Origin of the sequence: Paraburkholderia nodosa DSM 21604 (genome assembly GCF_000519185.1) — a bacterium.
Classification (GTDB): domain Bacteria; phylum Pseudomonadota; class Gammaproteobacteria; order Burkholderiales; family Burkholderiaceae; genus Paraburkholderia; species Paraburkholderia nodosa.
On the sequence record NZ_JAFA01000005.1, the window covers coordinates 196,612 to 217,778 of the forward strand.

A 21,167-nucleotide genomic window follows, 5' to 3' on the forward strand; every position below is an offset into this window, starting at 1 on the left:
GCGCTCGGGAGCCGGGCGGTTCGAAAGGAATCCGAAGCGTTCGATGCCGCCCGGCGCAGTAAGCGCAGTTCAAAAAATACAACATGAAGAGAGCAGTCATTGCTGGAGACACATCATGCCTGCACCGAGTGAAGCTCAGGCCGCGCGCCGCCTCGAAGGCGAATTCGACTATGTGATCGTTGGCGCGGGCACCGCGGGTTGCGTGCTCGCCAATCGCCTGACCGAAGACGCGGACGTCTCCGTGCTGCTCCTCGAGGCGGGCGGCGCGGACGACTATCACTGGATCCACATTCCCGTGGGCTACCTGTACTGCATCGGCAATCCGCGCACGGACTGGCTCTACAAGACCGCCGCCGAAAAAGGCCTCAACGGCCGCTCGCTCTCCTACCCGCGCGGGCGCGTGCTGGGCGGCTCGTCGTCGATCAACGGCATGATCTACATGCGCGGCCAGCGCGAGGACTACGACAACTGGGCGCGCGAGACCGGCGATTCCGGCTGGTCGTGGGACAGCGTGCTGCCCGTGTTCCGCCGTAGCGAAGACCATCACGGCGGCGCGAGCGAGTTTCACGGCGCGGGCGGCCAATGGCGCGTGGAGAAGCAGCGCCTGCGCTGGCAGATTCTCGAATCGTTCGCGCACGCCGCGCAAGAGCAGGGCATTGCCGCCACCGACGACTTCAATCGCGGCGACAACAGCGGCGTGGGCTATTTCGAGGTGAACCAGAAGCGCGGCGTGCGCTGGAACGCGTCGAAGGCGTTCCTGCGCGCGGCGATGAAGCGGCCCAACCTCACGGTCGTCACCGGCGCGCTCACGCAGCGCGTGATCTTCGAAGGCAAGCGCTGTGTGGGCGTGGAGTATCGCGGCGACGTCGATTACGTCGCGCGGGCGCGGTGTGAAGTCATCCTGAGCGCGGGCGCCGTGAATTCGCCGCAATTGCTCGAGCTTTCGGGCATCGGCGATGCCGAGCGGCTCGCGCAACTCGGCATTGGCGTCGTGCAGGATCTGCGCGGCGTGGGCGAGAACCTCCAGGACCATCTGCAATTACGGATGGCGTTTCGCGTGAACGGCGTGCGTACGCTCAATACGGCCTCCGCGCACTGGTGGGGCAAGCTGATGATCGGCATGCAGTACGCGTTGTTCCAGAGCGGGCCGATGTCGATGGCGCCCTCGCAGCTGGGCGCGTTCGCGAAGTCGGACCCGGGTGACCCCGCGCTCACGCGGCCCGACCTCCAGTATCACGTGCAGCCGCTTTCGCTCGACCGCTTCGGCGAGCCGCTGCATCGCTTCAACGCGTTCACCGCCTCGGTGTGCAACCTGCGGCCCACGTCGCGCGGCAGTATCCACGCCGTTTCGGCTGACCCGTCGCAGGCGCCCGCGATCGCACCCAATTATCTTTCGACCGATCACGACCTGCGCGTTGCGGCCAATTCGATACGGCTCACGCGGCGCATCGCGGCTTCTGGCGCGCTCGCGCGCTACCAGCCGCACGAGATCCTGCCGGGGCTCGCGTTTCAGACCGAGGAGCAGCTGCGCGAGGCGGCCGGCAACGTCGGCACGACGATCTTTCATCCGGTCGGCACGTGCCGCATGGGCCGCGCCGACGACCCCGACGCCGTGGTCGACGCGCGCCTGCGGGTGCGCGGCGTGGAGGGCCTGCGTGTGGTGGACGCCTCGGTCATGCCGACCATTACCTCGGGAAACACGAATTCGCCGACGCTGATGATCGCGGAGCGCGCGGCCGCGATGCTGCGCGCCGATCGCCGCGAAGGGGCGCGTGCGCAAACGGAGGCCGCCGCCGGTGCAACGCTGACGACCGCCTGAGGGCATGGAGCGACGCGCAAGGTAGCGTCGATTCGACGATTATATGGGACGCACGCGGAAGCGCCTCCGCGCGCGTGTTTCTGTACGTCCGTCAGATATGGGTTTGCGGTGATCGTGCGTCTAACGTGCGCACATCTTTCATCGTACTGTCGTCAACTATCGGTTGTAATGTTCGCTGTCGTTGTGACGCTCCCTTAAGTGCAAATCCCAATGATTGCGCTGCATCATTGGCGAGACAATGACGCGAAAGTCGGCAGGCGCGCGTTGCGCGCATCGGGAGGCGCGCCGCCACGTCCGCGCCGGACCTCACCGTGCACCACGAGTCACGGACGGTCTGCAGTGTTACGCCTTACCACGCTCGGAAGGGGACATGATTCTCGGCGACACGATTCTGGAGACACGCGACCTCACGAAACAGTTCAAGGGCTTCACGGCCGTGAACGGCGTGAACCTGCGCGTGTGCCGCGGCTCGATCCATGCACTGATCGGACCGAACGGCGCAGGCAAGACCACCTGCTTCAACCTCCTCACCAAATTCCTCGTGCCCAGCGCTGGGCGCATCGTCTTCAACGGCATCGACATCACCCATGAGCGGCCCGCGCAGATCGCACGGCGCGGCATCATCCGCTCGTTCCAGATTTCGGCCGTGTTTCCGCACCTCACGGCGCTTCAGAACGTGCGCGTGGGGCTGCAGCGCTCGCTGGGCACCGCCTACCACTTCTGGAAGAGCGAACGCACGCTCGCGGAGCTCAACGACCGTGCGATGGATCTGCTCACGCAGGTGGGCCTCACCGATTTCGCCGACGTGCCCACGGTCGAGCTGGCCTATGGCCGCAAGCGCGCGCTGGAAATCGCCACGACGCTCGCGATGGAGCCCGAACTGATGCTGCTCGACGAACCGACTCAGGGCATGGGCCACGAAGACGTGGACCGCGTGACGGCGCTCATCAAGAAGGTATCGAGCGGGCGCACGATCCTCATGGTCGAGCACAACATGAACGTGATTGCCGGCATCTCCGACACCATCACGGTGCTTCAGCGCGGCGAGGTGCTCGCCGAAGGCAGCTACGCGGAGGTCTCGAAGAATCCGCTCGTCGCCGAGGCCTATATGGGCAGTGCGGACGCGGCGCTGACGGGGGCGCACGCATGAATACGGTCACCGAACGCGAGACGGCCGCCGCTGCGGGTGCGACCGAGAGCGCGAAGGCGCTGGAGATTGCGGGGCTGCAGGCGTGGTACGGCGAGTCGCACATTCTGCACGGCGTGGATCTCTCCGTCGGGCGCGGCGAGGTCGTGACGCTGCTCGGGCGCAACGGCGCGGGGCGCACGACGACGCTGCGCGCCATCATGGGGCTCACTGGGCGGCGCACGGGCTCGATCCGGATTGGCGGGCGCGAGACTATCCAGATGCCCACCTATCGCATCGCGCACTGCGGCGTGGGGTATTGCCCCGAGGAGCGCGGCATTTTCGCGAGCCTCTCGTGCGAAGAAAATCTGCTCTTGCCGCCGCATATCGGCGCGAAAGGGGGAAAGTTAGCGGAGGGCATGTCGCTCGACGAGATCTACGCGATGTTTCCCAATCTCGCCGAACGGCGCAACAGCCAGGGCACGCGGCTTTCCGGCGGCGAGCAGCAGATGCTGGCCGTGGCGCGCATCCTGCGCACGGGCGCGAACCTGCTGCTGCTCGACGAGATATCCGAAGGTCTCGCGCCGGTGATCGTGCAAACGCTCGCGCGCATGATCCTCACACTTAAGTCGCGTGGTTACACGATCGTGATGGTCGAGCAGAACTTCCGTTTTGCGGCGCCGCTCGCGGACCGCTTTTACGTGATGGAGCACGGGCGCATCGTCGAGCACTTCGGCACTGCCGAGCTTGAGGGAAAGATGCCGGTGCTGCACGACCTGCTGGGCGTTTAATTTTCGGTTCTGGTTTGCCGCGCGACGCAAACGTGCCGCGCGAATCGCTTTGCCTCCAGTGTTCATGGAGTGTTCCTGAATAATTACGCAACCAAGGAAGGAGACTGCAATGAAGAAAACCACGTTCGCGCGGCTCGCGGGCCTCTTTGCCGCCTCGGCAGCTGCGATGGCGTTCAGCGCGGGGAGCGCGCAGGCCGCCGACGACGCGGTGAAGATCGGCTTCATCACCGACATGTCCGGCCTTTACGCAGACGACGACGGCCAGGGCGGCCTCACGGCGATCAAGATGGCGGTCGCGGACTTCGGCGGCAAGGTGCTCGGCAAGCCGATCCAGATCGAGTACGCCGATCACCAGAACAAGGCCGACATCGCCGCTTCGAAGGCGCGCGAATGGTTCGACCGTGACGGGCTCACCATGCTGCTCGGCGGCACGAACTCGGCAACGGCGCTGGCGATGAACCAGGTCGCGCTAGAGAAGAAGAAGGTGTACTTCAACACGGGCGCGGGCACGGACGCACTGACGAACGAGCAGTGCACGCCGTACACGGTCCACTACGGCTACGACACGGTCGCGCTCGCGAAGGGCACGGGCCTCGCGGTGCTCAAGCAGGGCGGCAAGAGCTGGTTCTTCCTGACCGCAGACTACGCGTTCGGCAAGTCGCTCGAGAAGAACACCGCGGACGTCGTGAAGGCGAACGGCGGCCAGGTGCTCGGCGAAGTGCGCCATCCGCTTTCGGCGTCGGACTTCTCGTCGTTCCTGCTGCAGGCGCAAGCCTCGAAGGCGCAGATCCTCGGCCTCGCGAACGCGGGCGGCGACACGGTCAACGCGATCAAGGCCGCGAAGGAATTCGGCATCAACAAGACGATGAAGACCGCGGCGCTGCTGATGTTCCTGCCCGACGTGCACAGCCTCGGGCTCGACACCACGCAGGGCCTCGTGCTCACGACCGGCTGGTACTGGGACCAGAACGACGACACGCGCAAGTGGGCGCAGCGCTACTACGACCAGACGAAGAAGATGCCGTCCGAACTGCAGGCGGCCGACTATTCGGCGGTGACGACGTATCTGAAGGCGGTGCAGGCGGCCGGTACGACGGATTCCGACAAGGTCATGGAGCAGCTCAAGAAGACCAAGGTCAACGACTTCTATACCAAGGGCGGCTACATCCGCCAGGACGGCGTGCTGATCCACGACATGTATCTCGTCGAGGTGAAGAAGCCGTCCGAGTCGAAGCGGCCGTGGGACTACTACAAGGTGCTGCAGACGATCCCGGGCGAGCAGGCCTATACGACGAAGCAGGAGAGCAAGTGCGCGCTGTGGAAGTAAGCGCGAGCGCGTAAATGCTGCAGTCGTACGCCGCGCCCGGCGCCCCGAGGTGGGTGCGCCGGGCGCGGCGTGATTGCGTAATCCGTTAATGCGTCAATGGGCGGCTTTCATGACGATTTTTGGCATTCCGCTTCCGGCAATGCTGAGCCAGTTGCTACTCGGGCTCGTGAACGGCTCGTTCTACGCGATCCTGAGCCTCGGTCTCGCGGTGATCTTCGGCATGCTCAACGTGATCAACTTCGCCCACGGCGCGTTGTTCATGCTGGGCGCGATGCTCACGTGGATGGGGCTCGCGTACTTCGATTTGCCCTACTGGGTGATGCTCGTCGTCGCACCACTCGTGGTCGGCCTGTTCGGCGTCGTAATCGAGCGCTCCATGCTGCGCTGGCTCTACCGGCTCGATCATCTGTACGGACTCCTGCTCACTTTCGGTCTCACGCTCGTGGTGGAGGGCGTGTTCCGCTCGATCTACGGCTCGTCGGGCCAGCCCTATGACGTGCCCGACCTGCTCTCCGGCGCGACGAATCTCGGCTTCATGTATTTGCCCAACTATCGCGCCTGGGTGGTGGTGGCTTCGCTTGCCGTGTGTTTCGCGACCTGGTTCGTGATCGAAAAGACACGCCTTGGCGCGTATCTGCGCGCGGGCACGGAGAACCCCAAGCTCGTCGAGGCATTCGGCATCAACGTGCCGCTCATGATCACGCTCACCTACGGCTTTGGCGTCGCGCTCGCGGCGTTCGCGGGCGTGCTCGCCGCACCCGTGATCCAGGTGTCGCCGCTCATGGGTCAGCCGATGATCATCACCGTGTTCGCCGTGGTCGTGATCGGCGGCATGGGCTCGATCATGGGCTCGATTCTCACCGGCCTCATGCTCGGCGTGATCGAAGGCTTCACGCGGGTGTTCTGGCCCGAGGCCTCCGCGACCGTGGTGTTCGTAATCATGGCGATCGTGCTGCTGATTCGCCCCGCTGGTCTCTTCGGCAAGGAACGATGATGCAAAGAAAAGCGCTCTATGGTTTGTTGCTGATCGGGTTGATCGTCGCGCCGTTCGCCGGCGCCTATCCGCTCTTCGTGATGAAGGTGCTGTGCTTCGCCCTGTTCGCCGCGGCGTTCAACCTGCTGATCGGCTACACGGGCCTGCTCTCGTTCGGCCACGCGATGTTTCTCGCGAGCGCGGGCTATACGGCCGGCTACGCAATCCAGTCGCTCAATTTCACGCCCGAGGTGGGCGTGCTCGCGGGCACGGCGGTTGCCACGGTCCTCGGGCTCGTGGTAGGCATCTTCGCGATTCGCCGGCAGGGCATCTACTTCTCGATGGTCACGCTCGCGCTCGCGCAGATGGTGTACTTCGTCTTCCTGCAGGCGCCGTTCACGCATGGCGAAGACGGTCTGCAAGGTGTGCCGCGCGGCAAGCTGTTCGGCGTGCTTTCGCTCGATTCCGATCTCACGCTCTATTACGTCGTGCTCGTGGCGATGGTGCTCGCGTTCATGCTGATCGTGCGCATCGTGCATTCGCCGTTCGGGCAGGTGCTCGTGGCGATCAAGGAGAACGAGCCGCGCGCCGTCTCACTCGGCTACGACACCGACCGCTTCAAGCTGCTCGCGTTCGTGTTGTCGGCGGGGCTCGCGGGTCTGGCCGGCGCGCTCAAGGTACTCGTGCTCGGCTTCGAAACGCTCGGCGACGCGTACTGGACCATGTCCGGTCTCGTGATCCTCATGACGCTCGTGGGCGGCATGGGCACGCTGTTCGGGCCGCTACTCGGCGCGACCCTCATCGTCGCGCTGGAGGACCGGCTGGGCGACATCGGCACCGCGCTCGCAAGAGGGACGGGCGTGGAGTGGTTCCGCTCACTCGGTGAGTCCACAACGATCGTCACGGGCATCATCTTCATTGCCTGCGTGCTGGCGTTCCGGCGCGGCATTGTCGGCGAGATCGTGGCGCGCGTGCGACCCTTGCGCGCGTGATGGCCGGGCGTGCCAGCACTGCTCCGGACTGCGATAGAATGATCGCCCGCCGGCCCGAGCAGGCGTAACGCGCGCAAAGATGTCGCGCTGCGGCATCCCGCAGCGGCCCGCCGAGCGACAAATCTGTGGCGCCTCGCCCCATTTCGGTGCCGCACTGCACCACTAGGGTAAATGCTAGTTGCTGCAGAGGGGGGTGAAGTTTAAAGTTGCACTTAGTTCTGATGCACCGAATTTGCAGGTGGAGAACGAGGAGACAACTGAGGCACCAAGTGCCCGGACAAGGAAGCGCTGTTGGATGAGAGTCCAACAGCGCTTTTTATATTTCTACACGCCTGTTTTCAACGGCGAGCCGATTATCTTTTTTCCGCTGCGAGGCATGCGACTTACGCACCTTCGTACGCGCCGATTATCCCTTCCCAAATTACGCAAATCAGGCCGCGCGGCCGGACTTTGTCCGCAGCACAAGCGTTTGCGCATTACGCAAAGCGAGCGCGTAATCCTGCTCACTGTAAGCAGATGGAAAGCGCTTGCCATCTGAATACGCAGACCGCTACACTCGCCAATCACCGACCATGCGGTCAGCATTTTTGCGTTGATTTCCCGCAGCCGATTATCGATTTGCCTATGAGGTAATCGGCCGCGGTGCGCCACAATTCCGTAGCAATAAAGAAAACGAATATCGAAGGAGTGGAGATGCAGTTGGTTTTGCGTTGGATGGGGGCGGCTTGCGTCGCGACCGGGGTGCTCGCGGCGACGGCCGGCGGGGCGTATGCAGATGTGAAGATCGGTGTGACGCTGTCGGCGACGGGGCCCGCTGCCTCGCTCGGGATTCCGGAAAAGAACACGGTTGCGTTGCTGCCGAAGGAAATCGCGGGCCAGAAAGTCGATTACATCGTGCTCGACGACGCCACGGATTCCACCCAGGCGGTGAAGAACGCGCGCAAGCTCACTAGCGAAGATCACGTCGACGCCTTGATCGGCTCGACAGTCGTGCCCAACTCGCTCGCCATGATCGACGTGGCAGCGGAAACGTCCACGCCGATGATCTCGATGGCCGCAGCGGCCTCGATCGTCGAGCCGATGGACGCCAAACGCTCGTGGGTCTTCAAGACGCCGCAGAACGACGCGCTGATGGCCGGCGCCATCGCGCAGCATATGGCCGCGCACGGCGTGAAGACGGTGGCCTTCATCGGCTTCGCCGACGCCTATGGCGAGAGCTGGTACAAGGAATTCAGCGCGGCCGCTGCCAAGCAGAACATCAAGGTCGTCGCGAACGAACGCTTCGCGCGTAACGATGCCTCGGTCACGGGCCAGGTGCTCAAGATGATCTCGCAGCACCCCGACGCGGTGCTCATCGCGGGCGCGGGCACGCCGGCCGCGCTGCCGCAGAAAACGCTCAAGGAGCGCGGCTACGCGGGCAAGTACTACCAGACCCACGGCGTGGCCAACAACGACTTCCTGCGCGTGTGCGGCAAGGACTGCGACGGCACCTGGCTGCCCGCCGGGCCGCTGCTCGTGGCCGATCAATTGCCTGATTCGAATCCCGTGAAGCAATCGGCGCTTGCGTATAAGGCCGCGTATGAAAAGGCCTATGGCGCAGGCTCGATCTCGACGTTCGGCGGTCACGCGTGGGACGCGGGCCTCTTGCTCCAGCACGCGATTCCGCTCGCGCTGAAAGCCGGTCAGCCGGGCTCGAAGGCCTTCCGCGAAGCGCTGCGCGCCGCGCTCGAAAACTCGTATGACGTGGCAGGCGCGCACGGCATCTTCAACATGAGCGCGACGGACCACGCGGGTCTCGACCAGCGCGCCCGCGTGATGGTGGAGATCGTCGGCGGCAAGTGGAAGCTCGCCGGCGATTGAGCGCCGGTTGAATGGCGCACGAAACACGAAAAAGGCACGCTCGTTTGAGGTGCCTTTTTTGTTGCCGTTGCAACGGCTTTGCAGCAGCAGGGGAGCAGGAGCTTTGCATGGGATGGGAGTAAGCGCTGAATCGCCAACTCCCATCGGCAATGACAGCAGTCGATAAAGCGGAGAGCGCAGCCTGACGCGCGGCGGCTTGTGCGGCGCCGCAGGCAGGGAAAACCATGCATTACACGCGCGATCCCGATTACTACACTCAAAGGCCGGCGTCGATTTACGAATATCCTAGTAATCGGCGCAGGATCAATCGACAACACGCAGACCAAGCGTTTGGAGACGCGCAATGAAAACGAAGAAGTGGGTTTTGAGCTCGATTAGTGCCGGACTCGCAGCGGCGCTGATGGGCACGGCGGGTATAGCCGCCGCGCAGGTGAAGATTGGCGTGACGCTCTCGGCAACGGGGCCGGCCGCGTCGCTCGGCATTCCCGAGAAGAACACCATCGCGCTGCTGCCCAAGGAGATCGCGGGCAAGAGCGTGCAGTACATCGTGCTCGACGACGCCTCGGACACGAGTAAGGCCGTGCAGAACACGCACAAGCTGATCGACGAAGACCACGTGGACGCCATCATCGGCTCGTCGGTCACGCCGAACTCGCTCGCCATGCTCGACGTCGTCGCGCAGGGCAAGACGCCGATGATCTCGCTCGCCGCATCCGCCGCGATCGTCGAGCCGATCGACGCGAAGCGTCAGTGGGCCTTCAAGACGCCGCAGAACGACAGCCTGATGGCCGACGCGCTCGCGAGCTACATGGAGAAGCAGGGCGTGAAGACGGTGGGCTTCATCGGCTTCACCGATGCCTACGGCGACAGCTGGCTCAAGGAGTTCAACAGTGCGGCCGCGAAGCACAACCTCAAGGTCGTGGCGAGCGAGCGCTATAACCGCACCGACTCGTCGGTGACGGGCCAGGCGCTCAAGCTGATGTCGGCGAACCCCGATGCGATTCTGATCGCCGGCTCGGGCACGCCCGCGGCGCTGCCTGCGACGACGCTCAAGGATCGCGGCTACAAGGGCAAGGTCTATCAGACGCACGGCGTGGCGAATAACGACTTCCTGCGCGTCTGTGGCAAGGATTGCGAAGGCGAGCTGCTGCCCGCAGGCCCGATCCTCGTGGCTGACCAGTTGCCCGATTCGAACCCTGTGAAGAAGTCGGCGCTGGCCTACAAAACGGCCTATGAGAAGGCCTATGGCGTTGGCACGGTGGCGACCTTCGGCGGTCATGCATGGGACGCCGGCCAGTTGCTCCAGCGCGCGATTCCGGTCGCGCTGAAGGCGGGCCAGCCGGGCACCGAGGCGTTCCGCGTGGCGCTGCGCGCCGCGCTCGAAAACTCGCAGGACGTGGCGGGCGCGCACGGCATCTTCAACATGAGCGCGACGGATCATGCGGGCCTCGACCAGCGTGCGCGCGTGATCGTCGAGATCGTCAACAACAAGTGGAAGCTGCAGGGCGAATAACGTGCGGCGCACGGGAAAGCGCGGCGCGTTTTCCCGTGAAACCCGCGCGCGTGTCACGGCGTCATTCTGGCCACTGACAATCGAGATCAAGCGAGATCAAGCATGACCGGTGCGCGGCGTCGCCGCTGCGCACCGGCTTTTCACACGTGAAGTCCGAACCGCGCCGCTGACGGTTCACGCCCGCATTGCCATTTTTCGACGTCGCTGTTTTTCCGGGTTCCAGAAGGTTTCAGGAAGAGGGGAGTATGGATTTATCGATCGCCGCGATCCTCGCGCAGGACGGCATCACCACCGGTGCGATCTACGCGCTGCTTGCGCTCGCCCTGGTGCTGGTGTTCTCCGTCACGCGGGTGATCTTCATTCCGCAGGGCGAATTCGTTTCGTATGGCGCGCTCACGCTCGCCGCGCTGCAATCGCAGAAGTTTCCGGCCACCTGCTGGCTGCTCGTCGCGCTTGGCGCGGCGTGCTTCGTGGTCGAGACCGCCGGGCTCGTGCGTCACGCCGAACGGCGGCGCCACGCGGCGCGCACGCTCGTGACGCTTGCAGGCAAATATCTGCTCTTTCCCATCGCGCTCTACGCGGTGACGCGCGGCGTAGCGAGCCAGCAGCTGCCGATGCTCGTCCAGATTGCGCTCACGCTCGCGATCGTGGTGCCGATGGGGCCGTTCATCTATCGCCTCGCGTATGAGCCCATCGCCGAGGCAACCACGCTGCTGCTGCTGATCGTCGCGGTGGCCGTGCACTTCGCGATGGTGGGCCTCGGGCTCGTGATGTTCGGCGCGGAAGGCTCGCGCACGAACGCGTTCTCCGACGCCACGTTCAACATCGGCAGCCTCTCGATCTCGGGCCAAAGCCTCTGGGTGATCGGCACGGCCGCCGTGCTGATCGTCGCGCTGTATCTCTATTTCGATCGCACGATTTCGGGCAAGGCGCTGCGCGCGACCTCGGTGAACCGGCTCGGCGCGCGGCTCGTCGGCATCGGCACCACGCAGGCCGGGCGGCTCGCGTTCACGCTCGCCGCGGGTCTCGGCGCGCTGTGCGGGATTCTCGTCTCGCCGCTCACCACCATCTACTACGACTCGGGCTTCCTGATCGGCCTCAAGGGCTTCGTAGGCGCCATTATCGGCGGCCTGGTGAGCTATCCGCTGGCTGCGGCAGGTTCCGTGCTCGTGGGCCTGCTGGAGTCGTACTCGTCGTTCTGGGCGAGCTCTTACAAGGAAGTGATCGTGTTTACGCTGATCATCCCGGTGCTGCTGTGGCGCTCGCTCTCGACGCCGCACGCCGAAGAGGAAGAGGAGTGACGCGATGAAACGATTCGTCATGCACAACCGCTTCTTCTGGCTGTTCCTCGTGGTGATGTTCGCGTTGCCGGTGCTGCCGCATCCGGTGCACGTGCCTGAGTACTGGATCACGCTGCTGAACTATATCGGCCTGTATTCGATCGTCGCGATCGGGCTCGTGCTGCTCACCGGCATAGGCGGGATGACGAGCTTCGGGCAGGCCGCGTTCGTCGGGCTCGGTGCTTACGCGACCGCGTATCTGACGACGCAGTACGGCGTTTCGCCCTGGCTCGCACTGATTGTCGGCGTGGTGATCACGGGGCTCGTGGCGCTCGTTCTGGGGCTCGTCACGATGCGTCTGTCGGGCCACTTCCTGCCGCTCGGCACAATCGCCTGGGGGCTCGCGCTATTCTTCCTGTTCGGCAACCTCGACATGCTTGGCAAGTACGACGGCATCAACGGCATTCCCGTGCTGAACGTGCTGGGCATCGACCTCGAATCGGGCCGCCATATCTACTACCTGATCTGGGTCGTGGTGCTTGCGTCCGTGGTGTCTGTTCAAAATCTGCTTAATAGCCGTATGGGCCGGGCGATTCGCGCGCTGCGCGGCGGCGGCATGATGGCCGAGGCGATGGGCGTGAACACCGGCTGGATGCGTGTGGTGATCTTCGTCTATGCGGCCGTGCTCGCAGCCGTTTCGGGCTTCCTGTACGCGCATTTGCAGCGTGCGGTGAACCCGACGCCGTTCGGTCTGAATCACGGCATCGAATATCTCTTCATGGCCGTGGTGGGCGGCGTGGCGCACGTCTGGGGCGCGGTGCTGGGCGCGGCGATTCTCACCGTGCTGCAGGACTGGCTGCAAACGCTGCTGCCGAAGCTGCTTGGTGAGAACGGCAACTTCGAGATCATCGTGTTCGGCATCCTGATGGTGCTGCTGCTGCAATACGCGCGGCGTGGCGTTTGGCCGTTCGTGGCGCGCTTCTTCCCGCGCGGTCCGCAGGCGCATGTGCCGGAGCATGCTGAAGCCTTGCCGCAGCGCAGCAAGCCGGCCACCGGAGAGATGCTGCTGACGGTGAACAAGGCGCGCAAGCAGTTCGGCGGCCTCGTAGCCGTGAACGACGTCAGCTTCGACGTGAAGGCGGGGCAGATCATCGGCCTGATCGGTCCCAACGGTGCGGGCAAGTCGACGACCTTCAATCTCGTGACCGGTGTGCTTCAGCCGACCAGCGGCGAGATCACGTTCCGCGGGGAGCGCATCGACCGCCTGACTTCACGTGAAATCGTCGCGCGCGGCATTGGGCGCACGTTCCAGCACGTCAAGTTGCTGCCGACGATGACGGTGCTCGAGAACGTCGCCATCGGCGCACACCTGCGTGGTCACGCGGGCGTGCTGCGCAGCGTGGCCAAGCTCAATGCGACGGAAGAAGGACAGCTCATGAGCGAAGCGGCGCAGCAGATCCGCCGCGTGGGCCTCGAGCAGCATATGTACGACGAAGCAGGCAGCCTCGCGCTCGGTCAGCAACGCATCCTGGAGATTGCACGCGCGCTGTGCTGCGATCCGACCTTGCTGCTGCTCGACGAGCCTGCGGCTGGCCTGCGTTACCAGGAAAAGCAACAGTTGGCGGCCTTGCTGCGCAAACTGAGAGAAGAGGGGATGAGCGTGCTGCTGGTCGAACACGACATGGATTTCGTGATGAATCTCACCGACCGCCTCGTGGTGATGGAGTTTGGCACGCGCATCGCAGAAGGTTTGCCGGAAGAGGTGCAGAAGGATCCGGCTGTGCTGGAAGCGTATCTGGGCGGGGTGGAATGATGACGACTCCCGTACTGGACGTTTCCGGACTCGCGGTTCGCTACGGCAAGATCGAGGCGCTGCACAAAGCGGCGATCAAGGTGGGCGCAGGGCAGATTGTCTCCGTGATCGGTCCGAACGGCGCAGGCAAGTCCACGCTGCTCAACGCCATCATGGGCGCGCTGCCTGTGACAGGGCATGCGAGCGGCCGCATCGCTTATATGGGCGAAGAGATCGGCGCGCTGCCGATCGAGCGGCGCGTGGCGCGCGGCATGTGCCTCGTGCCGGAAAAGCGCGAGCTGTTTGCCTCGATGACGGTGGAGGACAACCTCGTGCTCGGTGCGTATCGCCGCAAGCGCGCCGGTGAGCGTAATTTCCTCGATCAGCTTGAACCGGTTTTCACGCTGTTTCCGCGCCTGAAGGAACGCCGCGCGCAGGCGGCCGGCACGCTTTCGGGCGGCGAGCGCCAGATGCTCGCAGTCGGCCGTGCATTGATGGGCAAGCCCGATCTGCTGATGCTGGACGAGCCGAGCCTCGGTCTCGCGCCACTGATCGTGAAGGAAATCTTCCACATCATTAGCGCGCTGAGGCAAACCGGCGTCGCGACGCTGCTCATCGAGCAGAACGCACGCGCTGCACTGCAGATTTCCGACTACGGCTATGTGCTGGAAACCGGCGACCTGGCGCTCGAAGGACCGGCGGGGGAGTTGGCACAGAACCCACGCGTGATTGAAACGTATCTCGGGTTGGCGAAGAAACCCGTCTGACTTCGTCTATCGCTGTAGAAATGAGCGGCGTGTTTCACGTGAAACACGCCGCTTTTTTTTGGCGATACCGCACCGCACAGAGCGCTTTGCGGGGGGCCAGAGTAGGCGCTAAAGCGCTAATTCTGGCCGACACATTATTCGGGTGTGAACGGCGATAAACCGTAAGCCGTTATAATTCGCGGATACCACTTTTTCTGAGAAGGCTCACGCGGTCGTTTCCGTCCATGCGTGAGGTCCCGCCATGCTTTATCCCACAGAGTTTGACGTCATCGTCGTCGGCGGCGGTCACGCCGGAACCGAGGCTGCGCTTGCCGCCGCTCGCATGGGCGTCAAGACGCTCCTGCTCACGCACAACATCGAAACGCTCGGCCAGATGAGCTGCAATCCGTCGATTGGCGGCATTGGCAAGGGCCATCTGGTCAAGGAAGTCGATGCGCTCGGCGGCGCCATGGCCGCTGCGACGGACGAGGGCGGGATTCAGTTCCGCATCCTCAATTCGTCCAAGGGCCCGGCGGTTCGGGCGACGCGCGCGCAGGCCGACCGCATTCTTTATAAGGCGGCGATCCGCCGCCGTCTCGAGAATCAGCCGAATCTGTGGCTGTTCCAGCAGGCCGTGGAAGACCTGATGGTCGAAGGCGACCGCGTAGTGGGCGCCGTCACGCAGGTGGGCATCCGCTTCCGCAGCCGTGCAGTCGTGCTGACGGCGGGGACTTTCCTCGACGGCAAGATCCACGTGGGCCTGAACAACTACACGGGCGGCCGCGCCGGCGATCCTGCTGCCGTGACGCTCTCGTCGCGCCTGAAGGAGCTGAAGCTGCCGCAGGGCCGCCTCAAGACGGGCACGCCGCCGCGTATCGACGGCCGCACGATCGACTTCTCGGTGCTCGAAGAGCAGCCGGGCGACCTCGATCCGGTGCCGGTGTTCTCGTTTCTCGGCCGCGCGGAGCAGCATCCGCGTCAGATTCCGTGCTGGGTCACGCACACGAACGAGCGCACGCACGACATTATCCGCGGCGGTCTTGACCGCTCGCCAATGTACACGGGCGTGATCGAAGGGGTAGGGCCGCGCTATTGCCCGTCCATCGAAGACAAGATTCATCGCTTCGCGTCGAAGGAATCACACCAGATCTTCCTCGAGCCGGAAGGCCTGACGACGAACGAGTTCTACCCGAATGGGATCTCCACGAGCCTGCCGTTCGATGTGCAGCTCGAACTCGTGCACTCGATGCGCGGCCTCGAGCACGCGCATATCCTGCGTCCGGGTTACGCAATCGAATACGACTACTTCGACCCGCGCGGCCTCAAGGCTTCGCTCGAAACCAAGGTGATCAACGGTCTGTTTTTTGCGGGCCAGATCAACGGCACGACGGGCTATGAAGAGGCGGCAGCACAAGGCCTGCTCGCCGGTATGAACGCAGGCCTGCAGGTGCAGGGCAAGGACGCATGGTGCCCGCGCCGCGATCAGGCGTACCTCGGCGTGCTGGTCGACGATCTGGTGACGCGTGGCGTCTCCGAGCCGTATCGCATGTTCACGAGCCGAGCCGAATACCGCTTGAGCCTGCGCGAAGACAATGCGGATATGCGCCTGACGGAGGTCGGCCGTGAGCTGGGCGTGATTGATGACGTGCGTTGGGACGCGTTCTGCCGCAAGCGCGACGCTGTTTCACGTGAAACAGAGCGTCTGAAGTCGACGTGGGTGAACCCCAAGACGCTTTCGGCCGAAGAAGCGACGGCGGTGCTTGGCAAGTCGATCGACCGGGAATACAACCTCGCGGATTTGCTGCGTCGCCCGGGCGTGAGCTATGACGGCGTGTGCAGTCTGCGCGAAGGCGCTTGCGCGCCGGAAACCCCGCTCGCTGATGACGAGGTTCTGCTCGCTCAGATCAAGGAGCAGATCGAAATTGGCATCAAATATCAGGGTTATATCGATCGCCAAGCCGACGAGATCGAGCGCAATGGCGCGCAAGAAAATACCCGTCTGCCGGAAAGCATCGATTACGCGGAAGTGCGCGGCCTGTCGTTCGAAGCGCGCCAGAAGCTGAGCCAGTTCCGCCCGGAGACGATCGGCCAGGCGTCGCGCATTTCGGGCATTACGCCCGCCGCGATCTCGCTGCTGATGGTTCACCTCAAGCGTGGCCTTGGCCGCCGACGCCAGAATCCGGGCGCTGCTGACGAAAGCGGCACCGACTCGACGCCGGTGGCGCAATGACGGGCCGCTCGAGGCAACCCGGCATTGCAGACCGCGACGCGCTGGCTCGCCTGCTGAAAGAGGGCGCAGAGGCGCTGGGCGTCGAACTCACCGAGCGGCAGCACGAGCAGTTGCTCGACTACGTCGCGCTGCTCGCGAAGTGGAACGCCGTGTATAACCTTACGGCGATCCGCGATCCGCGTCAGATGTTGATCCAGCATATTCTCGACTCGCTTTCGATCGTGCCGCATCTGCCGACGCGCGCCGACGCGACGGTGCTCGATGTCGGCTCCGGCGGCGGCCTGCCCGGCATCGTGCTCGCGATCGTGCGCCCGGACTGGCAGGTCACGCTCAACGATATCGTGCAGAAGAAGTCGGCGTTCCAGTCGCAGGCGAAGGCTGAACTCGCACTCGCGAACCTCTCGGTGGTGACCGGCCGGGTCGAATCGCTGCGTCCAGGCATGGAAGTACCGAAAAAATTCGATTTGATCGTGTCTCGGGCATTCGCGGATCTCGCCGATTTCGTTACACTGGCCCGTCATCTCGTTGTCGAAGGCGGCGCGATCTGGGCCATGAAGGGTGTGCACCCCGAAGACGAGATCGAGCGCTTGCCGACGGGCACGCGGGCGCTGAAGACGATCCGCCTGAGCGTGCCGATGCTCGATGCGGAGCGCCACCTGATCGAAGTGTCGGTTGAGCCGGTCACTGCGGCCTGAACCGGTCCGGCGATGGCCAATCGGCCGAATGGTGTGCGAGGCGGTCGCGTCGTAACGTAAGCAAACTTCTTAAGGTAGTAAAAGGGACACACGAAAGATGGCAAAAATCTTCTGCGTTGCGAACCAGAAGGGCGGCGTCGGCAAGACGACGACAACGGTCAATCTCGCCGCGAGCCTCGCATCGCAGGGACAACGTGTCCTTCTCATCGACCTCGACCCTCAGGGCAACGCCACGATGGGCAGCGGCATCGACAAGGCCGCGTGCGAGAACACGGTGTACGAGGTGCTCGTCGACGGTGTCACGGTGAACGCCGCGCGCACGCGGCCGGAGCAGGTGGGCTACGACGTGGTGCCGGCCAACCGCGAGCTGGCCGGCGCCGAGGTCGAACTGGTGACGGTCGAGCAGCGCGAGCGGCGCCTGAAGGCCGCGCTCGCCGAAGTCGACGCCGAGTACGACTTCGTACTCATCGACTGCCCGCCGGCGCTTTCGCTGCTCACGCTCAACGGCTTGTGCGCCGCCCATGGCGTGGTGATCCCGATGCAGTGCGAATACTTCGCGCTCGAAGGCCTTTCGGATCTCATCAATACGATTAAGCAGGTCCACGCGAACATGAATCGCGACCTGAAGGTGATCGGCCTTCTGCGCGTGATGTTCGACCCGCGCATCACGCTGCAGCAGCAGGTTTCCGAGCAGTTGAAGGAGCACTTCGGCGACAAGGTCTTCGACGCGGTGATCCCGCGCAACGTCCGGCTTGCTGAAGCACCCAGCTACGGCTTGCCGGGTGTGGTGTTCGATCGCGCCTCGCGCGGCGCACAGGCCTACGTGCAGTTCGGCGCGGAAATGATCGAGCGCGTGCGCGCACTCTGACGAGACTGGGGAAGCACGATGAATGCAGTAGCACGGAAGAAGGGGCTAGGCCGGGGCCTGGAGGCATTGCTCGGCGGCAGCGCGGACATCACCGAGGCGGTGAAGATCGACGGCGCGCCTAACTCGCTGCCGCTCACGCAGATGCAGGCCGGCAAGTACCAGCCGCGCACGCGCATGGACGAGGGCGCGCTCCAGGAGCTGGCCGCGAGCATTCGCGCACAGGGTCTGATGCAGCCGATTCTGGTGCGCCCGATTGCGACGGGGCGCTACGAAATCATCGCGGGGGAGCGACGCTTCCGTGCGGCGCACATCGCCGGCCTGACCGAAGTGCCGGTGCTCGTGAAGGACGTGCCCGACCAGGCCGCCGCCGCGATGGCGCTGATCGAGAACATCCAGCGCGAGGACCTGAATCCGCTGGAAGAGGCGCAGGGCATCCAGCGCCTGCTCGACGAGTTCAGCTTCACGCACGAGCAGGCGGCCGAATCCGTGGGACGCTCGCGCAGCGCGGTGTCGAACCTGCTGCGTCTGCTCAACCTCGCAGCGCCCGTGCAGACCATGCTGCTGGCCGGCGATCTCGACATGGGCCACGCCCGTGCGCTGCTCGCCGTGGACGCCGCCACGCAGATCACGCTGGCGAACCAGGTGGTCAACAAGCGGATGTCGGTGCGTGAAACGGAGAAGCTCGTTTCGGCCACGACGAAGGCCGCACCGGCAGTGAAGGCGAAGGCCGCTCACGACGGCGGGCGCGACACGCGCCGCCTCGAAGAGGAGCTGTCGGACCTGCTCGCCGCATCGGTGAAGATCAAGCTCGGCCGGCGCGGGCGAGGGCAGCTCACGGTCGACTTCGGCGACCTCGACGCGCTCGATGGCATCCTGCTGCGTCTGCGCGGCGAAACGGCGGCGTGATGGTCCTGATGCGGGCCGCCGCGGCTAACGCGCACGCCGGCGCATGAAGCCGGTGCGCGAATCGGAGCAGGGCGCGCGTGAGCCCTTGAACCTGCTGCGCCGCATCGGCGCATTTGCCGTTTCTGAGCCCGTGCTCGCGATTCTCGTCGTGGCGTTCGTGGCGTTGCAGATCTACGCGCCTCGTCCCATCGCCTCGCTGCCCGCACTGGTCGACTGGCAAACGGTGATGACCCTCGCGGGCCTGCTCATTCTGACGAAGGGTATCGAATATTCAGGACTGCTGACCTGGCTCGCGCACAAGCTCGTCCACCACATTCACTCGGAGCGCGGGCTCGCGCTGCTGCTCGTCGCGCTGGCAGCGGTGCTGGCGATGATTGTGACCAACGATGTGGCGCTTTTTGTCGTGGTGCCGCTCGTGCTGTCGCTCCACAAGCTCACGCCGCTGCCGCTCAAGCGCCTCGTGATCGTCATCGCGCTTGCCGTGAATGCAGGCTCGGTGCTCACGCCGCTCGGCAACCCGCAGAACCTGTTTCTCTGGCAGGCGAGCGGGGTGTCGTTCGGACGTTTCGTCGTGGGGCTCGCTCCGCTTTGCGCGTTTCTTATGGCGATGCTCATCGTGATCGCCGCGTTTCTTTTCAAGGCCACACCGCTCGATCTCTCGAAAGATGCCGCGCCGCAGCGCGTCGATCGCGCACTGGCGAGCGTGGCCGCGTTGCTCTTCGTCGCGTTCGTGCTGCTCGCCGATGCACACCACGCAGGCGTCGCGCTGGCCGCCGTCGCCGCGGGCTTTGTGGTGTGGCGCATTCGCATCGTGCTGAAGATCGACTGGCTGCTGCTGCTGATCTTCGTGCTGATGTTCATCGTCCTGCGCAGCGTGGCCGCGCTACCCGCCATTCATCACGCGCTGACGTCGCTGTCACTGCAAACGCCGATGCGCGCTTTTGCCGCAGGCGCGGTGCTGTCGCAGATCATTAGCAATGTTCCGGCCGCCATTGTGCTCGCGGGCTTCACACACGACTGGCGTGCGCTCGCGTTCGGCGTGAGCGTGGGGGGCTTCGGGGTCGCCATCGGCTCGCTAGCGAATCTCATCGCCGTGCGTCTATCCGGCCAGCGCGGCGTCTGGCTGCTGTTTCACCTGATCGCCGTGCCGTTCTGGATCGTGGCCTTTTTGGGCGGCGCGCTGCTGCTGCATCTGTTCTGACGCCACCGGTCCCACATCCTGGCGCATATCGCCGATTACGCGCCAGATGACCTCATATTTACCTGGTCCTCCTGAAGATCCATTCTTCCCTGCTTCGTCCCTTACAGTTACCGGTCACACCTTCGCGGCGTCGCGTTTCCCGCATCATGAAGTCGCATTTCACAGGTGTTATTGAAGGGCCTAAAGTCTTGAATTGCCTGCAACTATCGCTTACAATCGCCCGGATTTATTTGGTTGGCGATGCCGTAAGTGCGCTGTAATAAAACGCGTGCGAGGCGAATTTCCGGAATCAAGCGATGGTGGGTCAGAGGCCAGACGAAGCGCCGCAGGCGCATGAAGGGCCCGATGTACCGCCGGGCGAAGTCGGAGCATCCCGCCGGGGGCAGGATGCAGCGGCAGATAATTCCGGACGCGTTGATCACAACGTGCGCTGGGATGAGCTGGACGCCAGCCAGCAAGATAACAACGACATCGTTCCGCTCACCCGGGCCGAAGCCGAGCAGATCTTCGGCGCGCAGGTGAGTCGCCCATCGCGCGTCACGCCGTTTCGTGTCGTCGCGGCGCAAGTGGTTTTGTCCCTGGTTGCAACGTTGGCGTGGTGGCTGTTTTATAAGCCGCCGGGCAGTGCTGCGTTGTCGGCGTTCCTGGGCGGAGCGATCTGCTGGTTTCCCGGTGCGCTGTTCGCAGCGCGCCTGAAGCAGTTGAGTCGTGCCGGCACCGTGTTTAACTGGATGCTCGGTGAAGCCTTCAAGATGGGGGCGACGATTGCGATGTTCGTCGCCATCGCGTTCTGGTATCACGACGTGCAGTGGATTCCCTTGCTCGTCACGTACCTGATCGCACTAAAGACATACTGGATCGCGCTCGCGTGGCGCTGACCCACCCACATCGCGCCGCCTCAAGTCAGGGCGTCGAAGCGATGACGGTGGAAGTTAGCTGGCCGATGCGAAGCAGGTAAGACGCGATCCACGGCGGTGCGTTCCCGCAATACAGTATTGCGGCGGGAGCGGCCGAAAACGATTTTCGACAATTTGGGTGGCTTTAACGA

General features: G+C 64.0%; 17 protein-coding genes. All 17 read left to right on the top strand.

The window, feature by feature from the left end; all coding sequences use genetic code 11:
- The first annotated feature begins 115 nt into the window (after positions 1-115).
- The 17 genes from A3CW_RS0109170 to A3CW_RS0109250 all read left to right on the top strand — a co-directional run bounded on the left by A3CW_RS0109170 (position 116) and on the right by A3CW_RS0109250 (position 20,997).
- Complete coding sequence (locus A3CW_RS0109170; protein ID WP_035512635.1) at positions 116-1,819, top strand: GMC family oxidoreductase; 1,704 nt, start codon at positions 116-118, stop codon at positions 1,817-1,819.
- 370 nt (positions 1,820-2,189) lie between these two features.
- Complete coding sequence (locus tag A3CW_RS0109175) at positions 2,190-2,969, top strand: ABC transporter ATP-binding protein (protein WP_028203291.1); 780 nt, start codon at positions 2,190-2,192, stop codon at positions 2,967-2,969.
- On the top strand, positions 2,966-3,736 hold the full coding sequence (locus tag A3CW_RS0109180; RefSeq protein WP_028203292.1) for an ABC transporter ATP-binding protein: 771 nt from the start codon (positions 2,966-2,968) through the stop codon (positions 3,734-3,736). Before A3CW_RS0109175 ends, A3CW_RS0109180 begins: the two co-directional genes overlap by 4 nt.
- 109 nt (positions 3,737-3,845) lie before the next feature.
- Complete coding sequence (locus tag A3CW_RS0109185) at positions 3,846-5,063, top strand: ABC transporter substrate-binding protein (protein WP_028203293.1); 1,218 nt, start codon at positions 3,846-3,848, stop codon at positions 5,061-5,063.
- Positions 5,064-5,172: 109 nt separating this feature from the next.
- Positions 5,173-6,057, top strand: coding sequence for a branched-chain amino acid ABC transporter permease (locus tag A3CW_RS0109190; RefSeq protein WP_028203294.1), 885 nt, complete (start codon positions 5,173-5,175; stop codon positions 6,055-6,057).
- Entirely contained in the window at positions 6,057-7,028 is a 972-nt protein-coding gene (locus A3CW_RS0109195; protein ID WP_028203295.1) for a branched-chain amino acid ABC transporter permease, read from the top strand. The genes A3CW_RS0109190 and A3CW_RS0109195 overlap by 1 nt, the downstream gene beginning before the upstream one ends.
- Before the next feature lie 693 nt (positions 7,029-7,721).
- Positions 7,722-8,888: an ABC transporter substrate-binding protein gene (locus tag A3CW_RS0109200; protein WP_028203296.1), complete on the top strand. Its 1,167-nt coding sequence runs from the start codon at positions 7,722-7,724 to the stop codon at positions 8,886-8,888.
- A 343-nt stretch (positions 8,889-9,231) separates the two neighbouring features.
- Positions 9,232-10,401 (top strand): ABC transporter substrate-binding protein, encoded by a 1,170-nt coding sequence (locus tag A3CW_RS0109205; protein ID WP_028203297.1) that lies wholly within the window; start codon positions 9,232-9,234, stop codon positions 10,399-10,401.
- Between the two features lie 245 nt (positions 10,402-10,646).
- Positions 10,647-11,702 carry a branched-chain amino acid ABC transporter permease gene (locus A3CW_RS0109210; protein WP_028203298.1) on the top strand — a complete coding sequence of 352 codons (1,056 nt, stop codon included), beginning with the start codon at positions 10,647-10,649 and terminating at the stop codon, positions 11,700-11,702.
- Positions 11,703-11,706: 4 nt separating this feature from the next.
- On the top strand, positions 11,707-13,494 hold the full coding sequence (locus tag A3CW_RS0109215; protein ID WP_051481335.1) for a branched-chain amino acid ABC transporter ATP-binding protein/permease: 1,788 nt from the start codon (positions 11,707-11,709) through the stop codon (positions 13,492-13,494).
- The gene (locus A3CW_RS0109220; RefSeq protein WP_028203300.1) at positions 13,491-14,240 is read left to right on the top strand and encodes an ABC transporter ATP-binding protein; all 750 of its coding nucleotides are present in this window, start codon (positions 13,491-13,493) and stop codon (positions 14,238-14,240) included. Before A3CW_RS0109215 ends, A3CW_RS0109220 begins: the two co-directional genes overlap by 4 nt.
- Positions 14,241-14,481: 241 nt before the next feature.
- Complete coding sequence (gene mnmG / locus A3CW_RS0109225; protein ID WP_028203301.1) at positions 14,482-16,449, top strand: tRNA uridine-5-carboxymethylaminomethyl(34) synthesis enzyme MnmG; 1,968 nt, start codon at positions 14,482-14,484, stop codon at positions 16,447-16,449.
- Positions 16,446-17,144, top strand: coding sequence for a 16S rRNA (guanine(527)-N(7))-methyltransferase RsmG (gene rsmG / locus A3CW_RS0109230; RefSeq protein ID WP_028203302.1), 699 nt, complete (start codon positions 16,446-16,448; stop codon positions 17,142-17,144). Before mnmG ends, rsmG begins: the two co-directional genes overlap by 4 nt.
- Positions 17,145-17,241: 97 nt before the next feature.
- Positions 17,242-18,012 (top strand): ParA family protein, encoded by a 771-nt coding sequence (locus A3CW_RS0109235; RefSeq protein ID WP_028203303.1) that lies wholly within the window; start codon positions 17,242-17,244, stop codon positions 18,010-18,012.
- Between the two features lie 18 nt (positions 18,013-18,030).
- Positions 18,031-18,918, top strand: coding sequence for a ParB/RepB/Spo0J family partition protein (locus A3CW_RS0109240; protein ID WP_028203304.1), 888 nt, complete (start codon positions 18,031-18,033; stop codon positions 18,916-18,918).
- Positions 18,919-18,961: 43 nt separating this feature from the next.
- Positions 18,962-20,119, top strand: coding sequence for an SLC13 family permease (locus A3CW_RS0109245; RefSeq protein ID WP_035512638.1), 1,158 nt, complete (start codon positions 18,962-18,964; stop codon positions 20,117-20,119).
- A gap of 296 nt (positions 20,120-20,415) precedes the next feature.
- Complete coding sequence (locus A3CW_RS0109250; RefSeq protein ID WP_028203306.1) at positions 20,416-20,997, top strand: ATP synthase subunit I; 582 nt, start codon at positions 20,416-20,418, stop codon at positions 20,995-20,997.
- Positions 20,998-21,167: the final 170 nt, after the last annotated feature.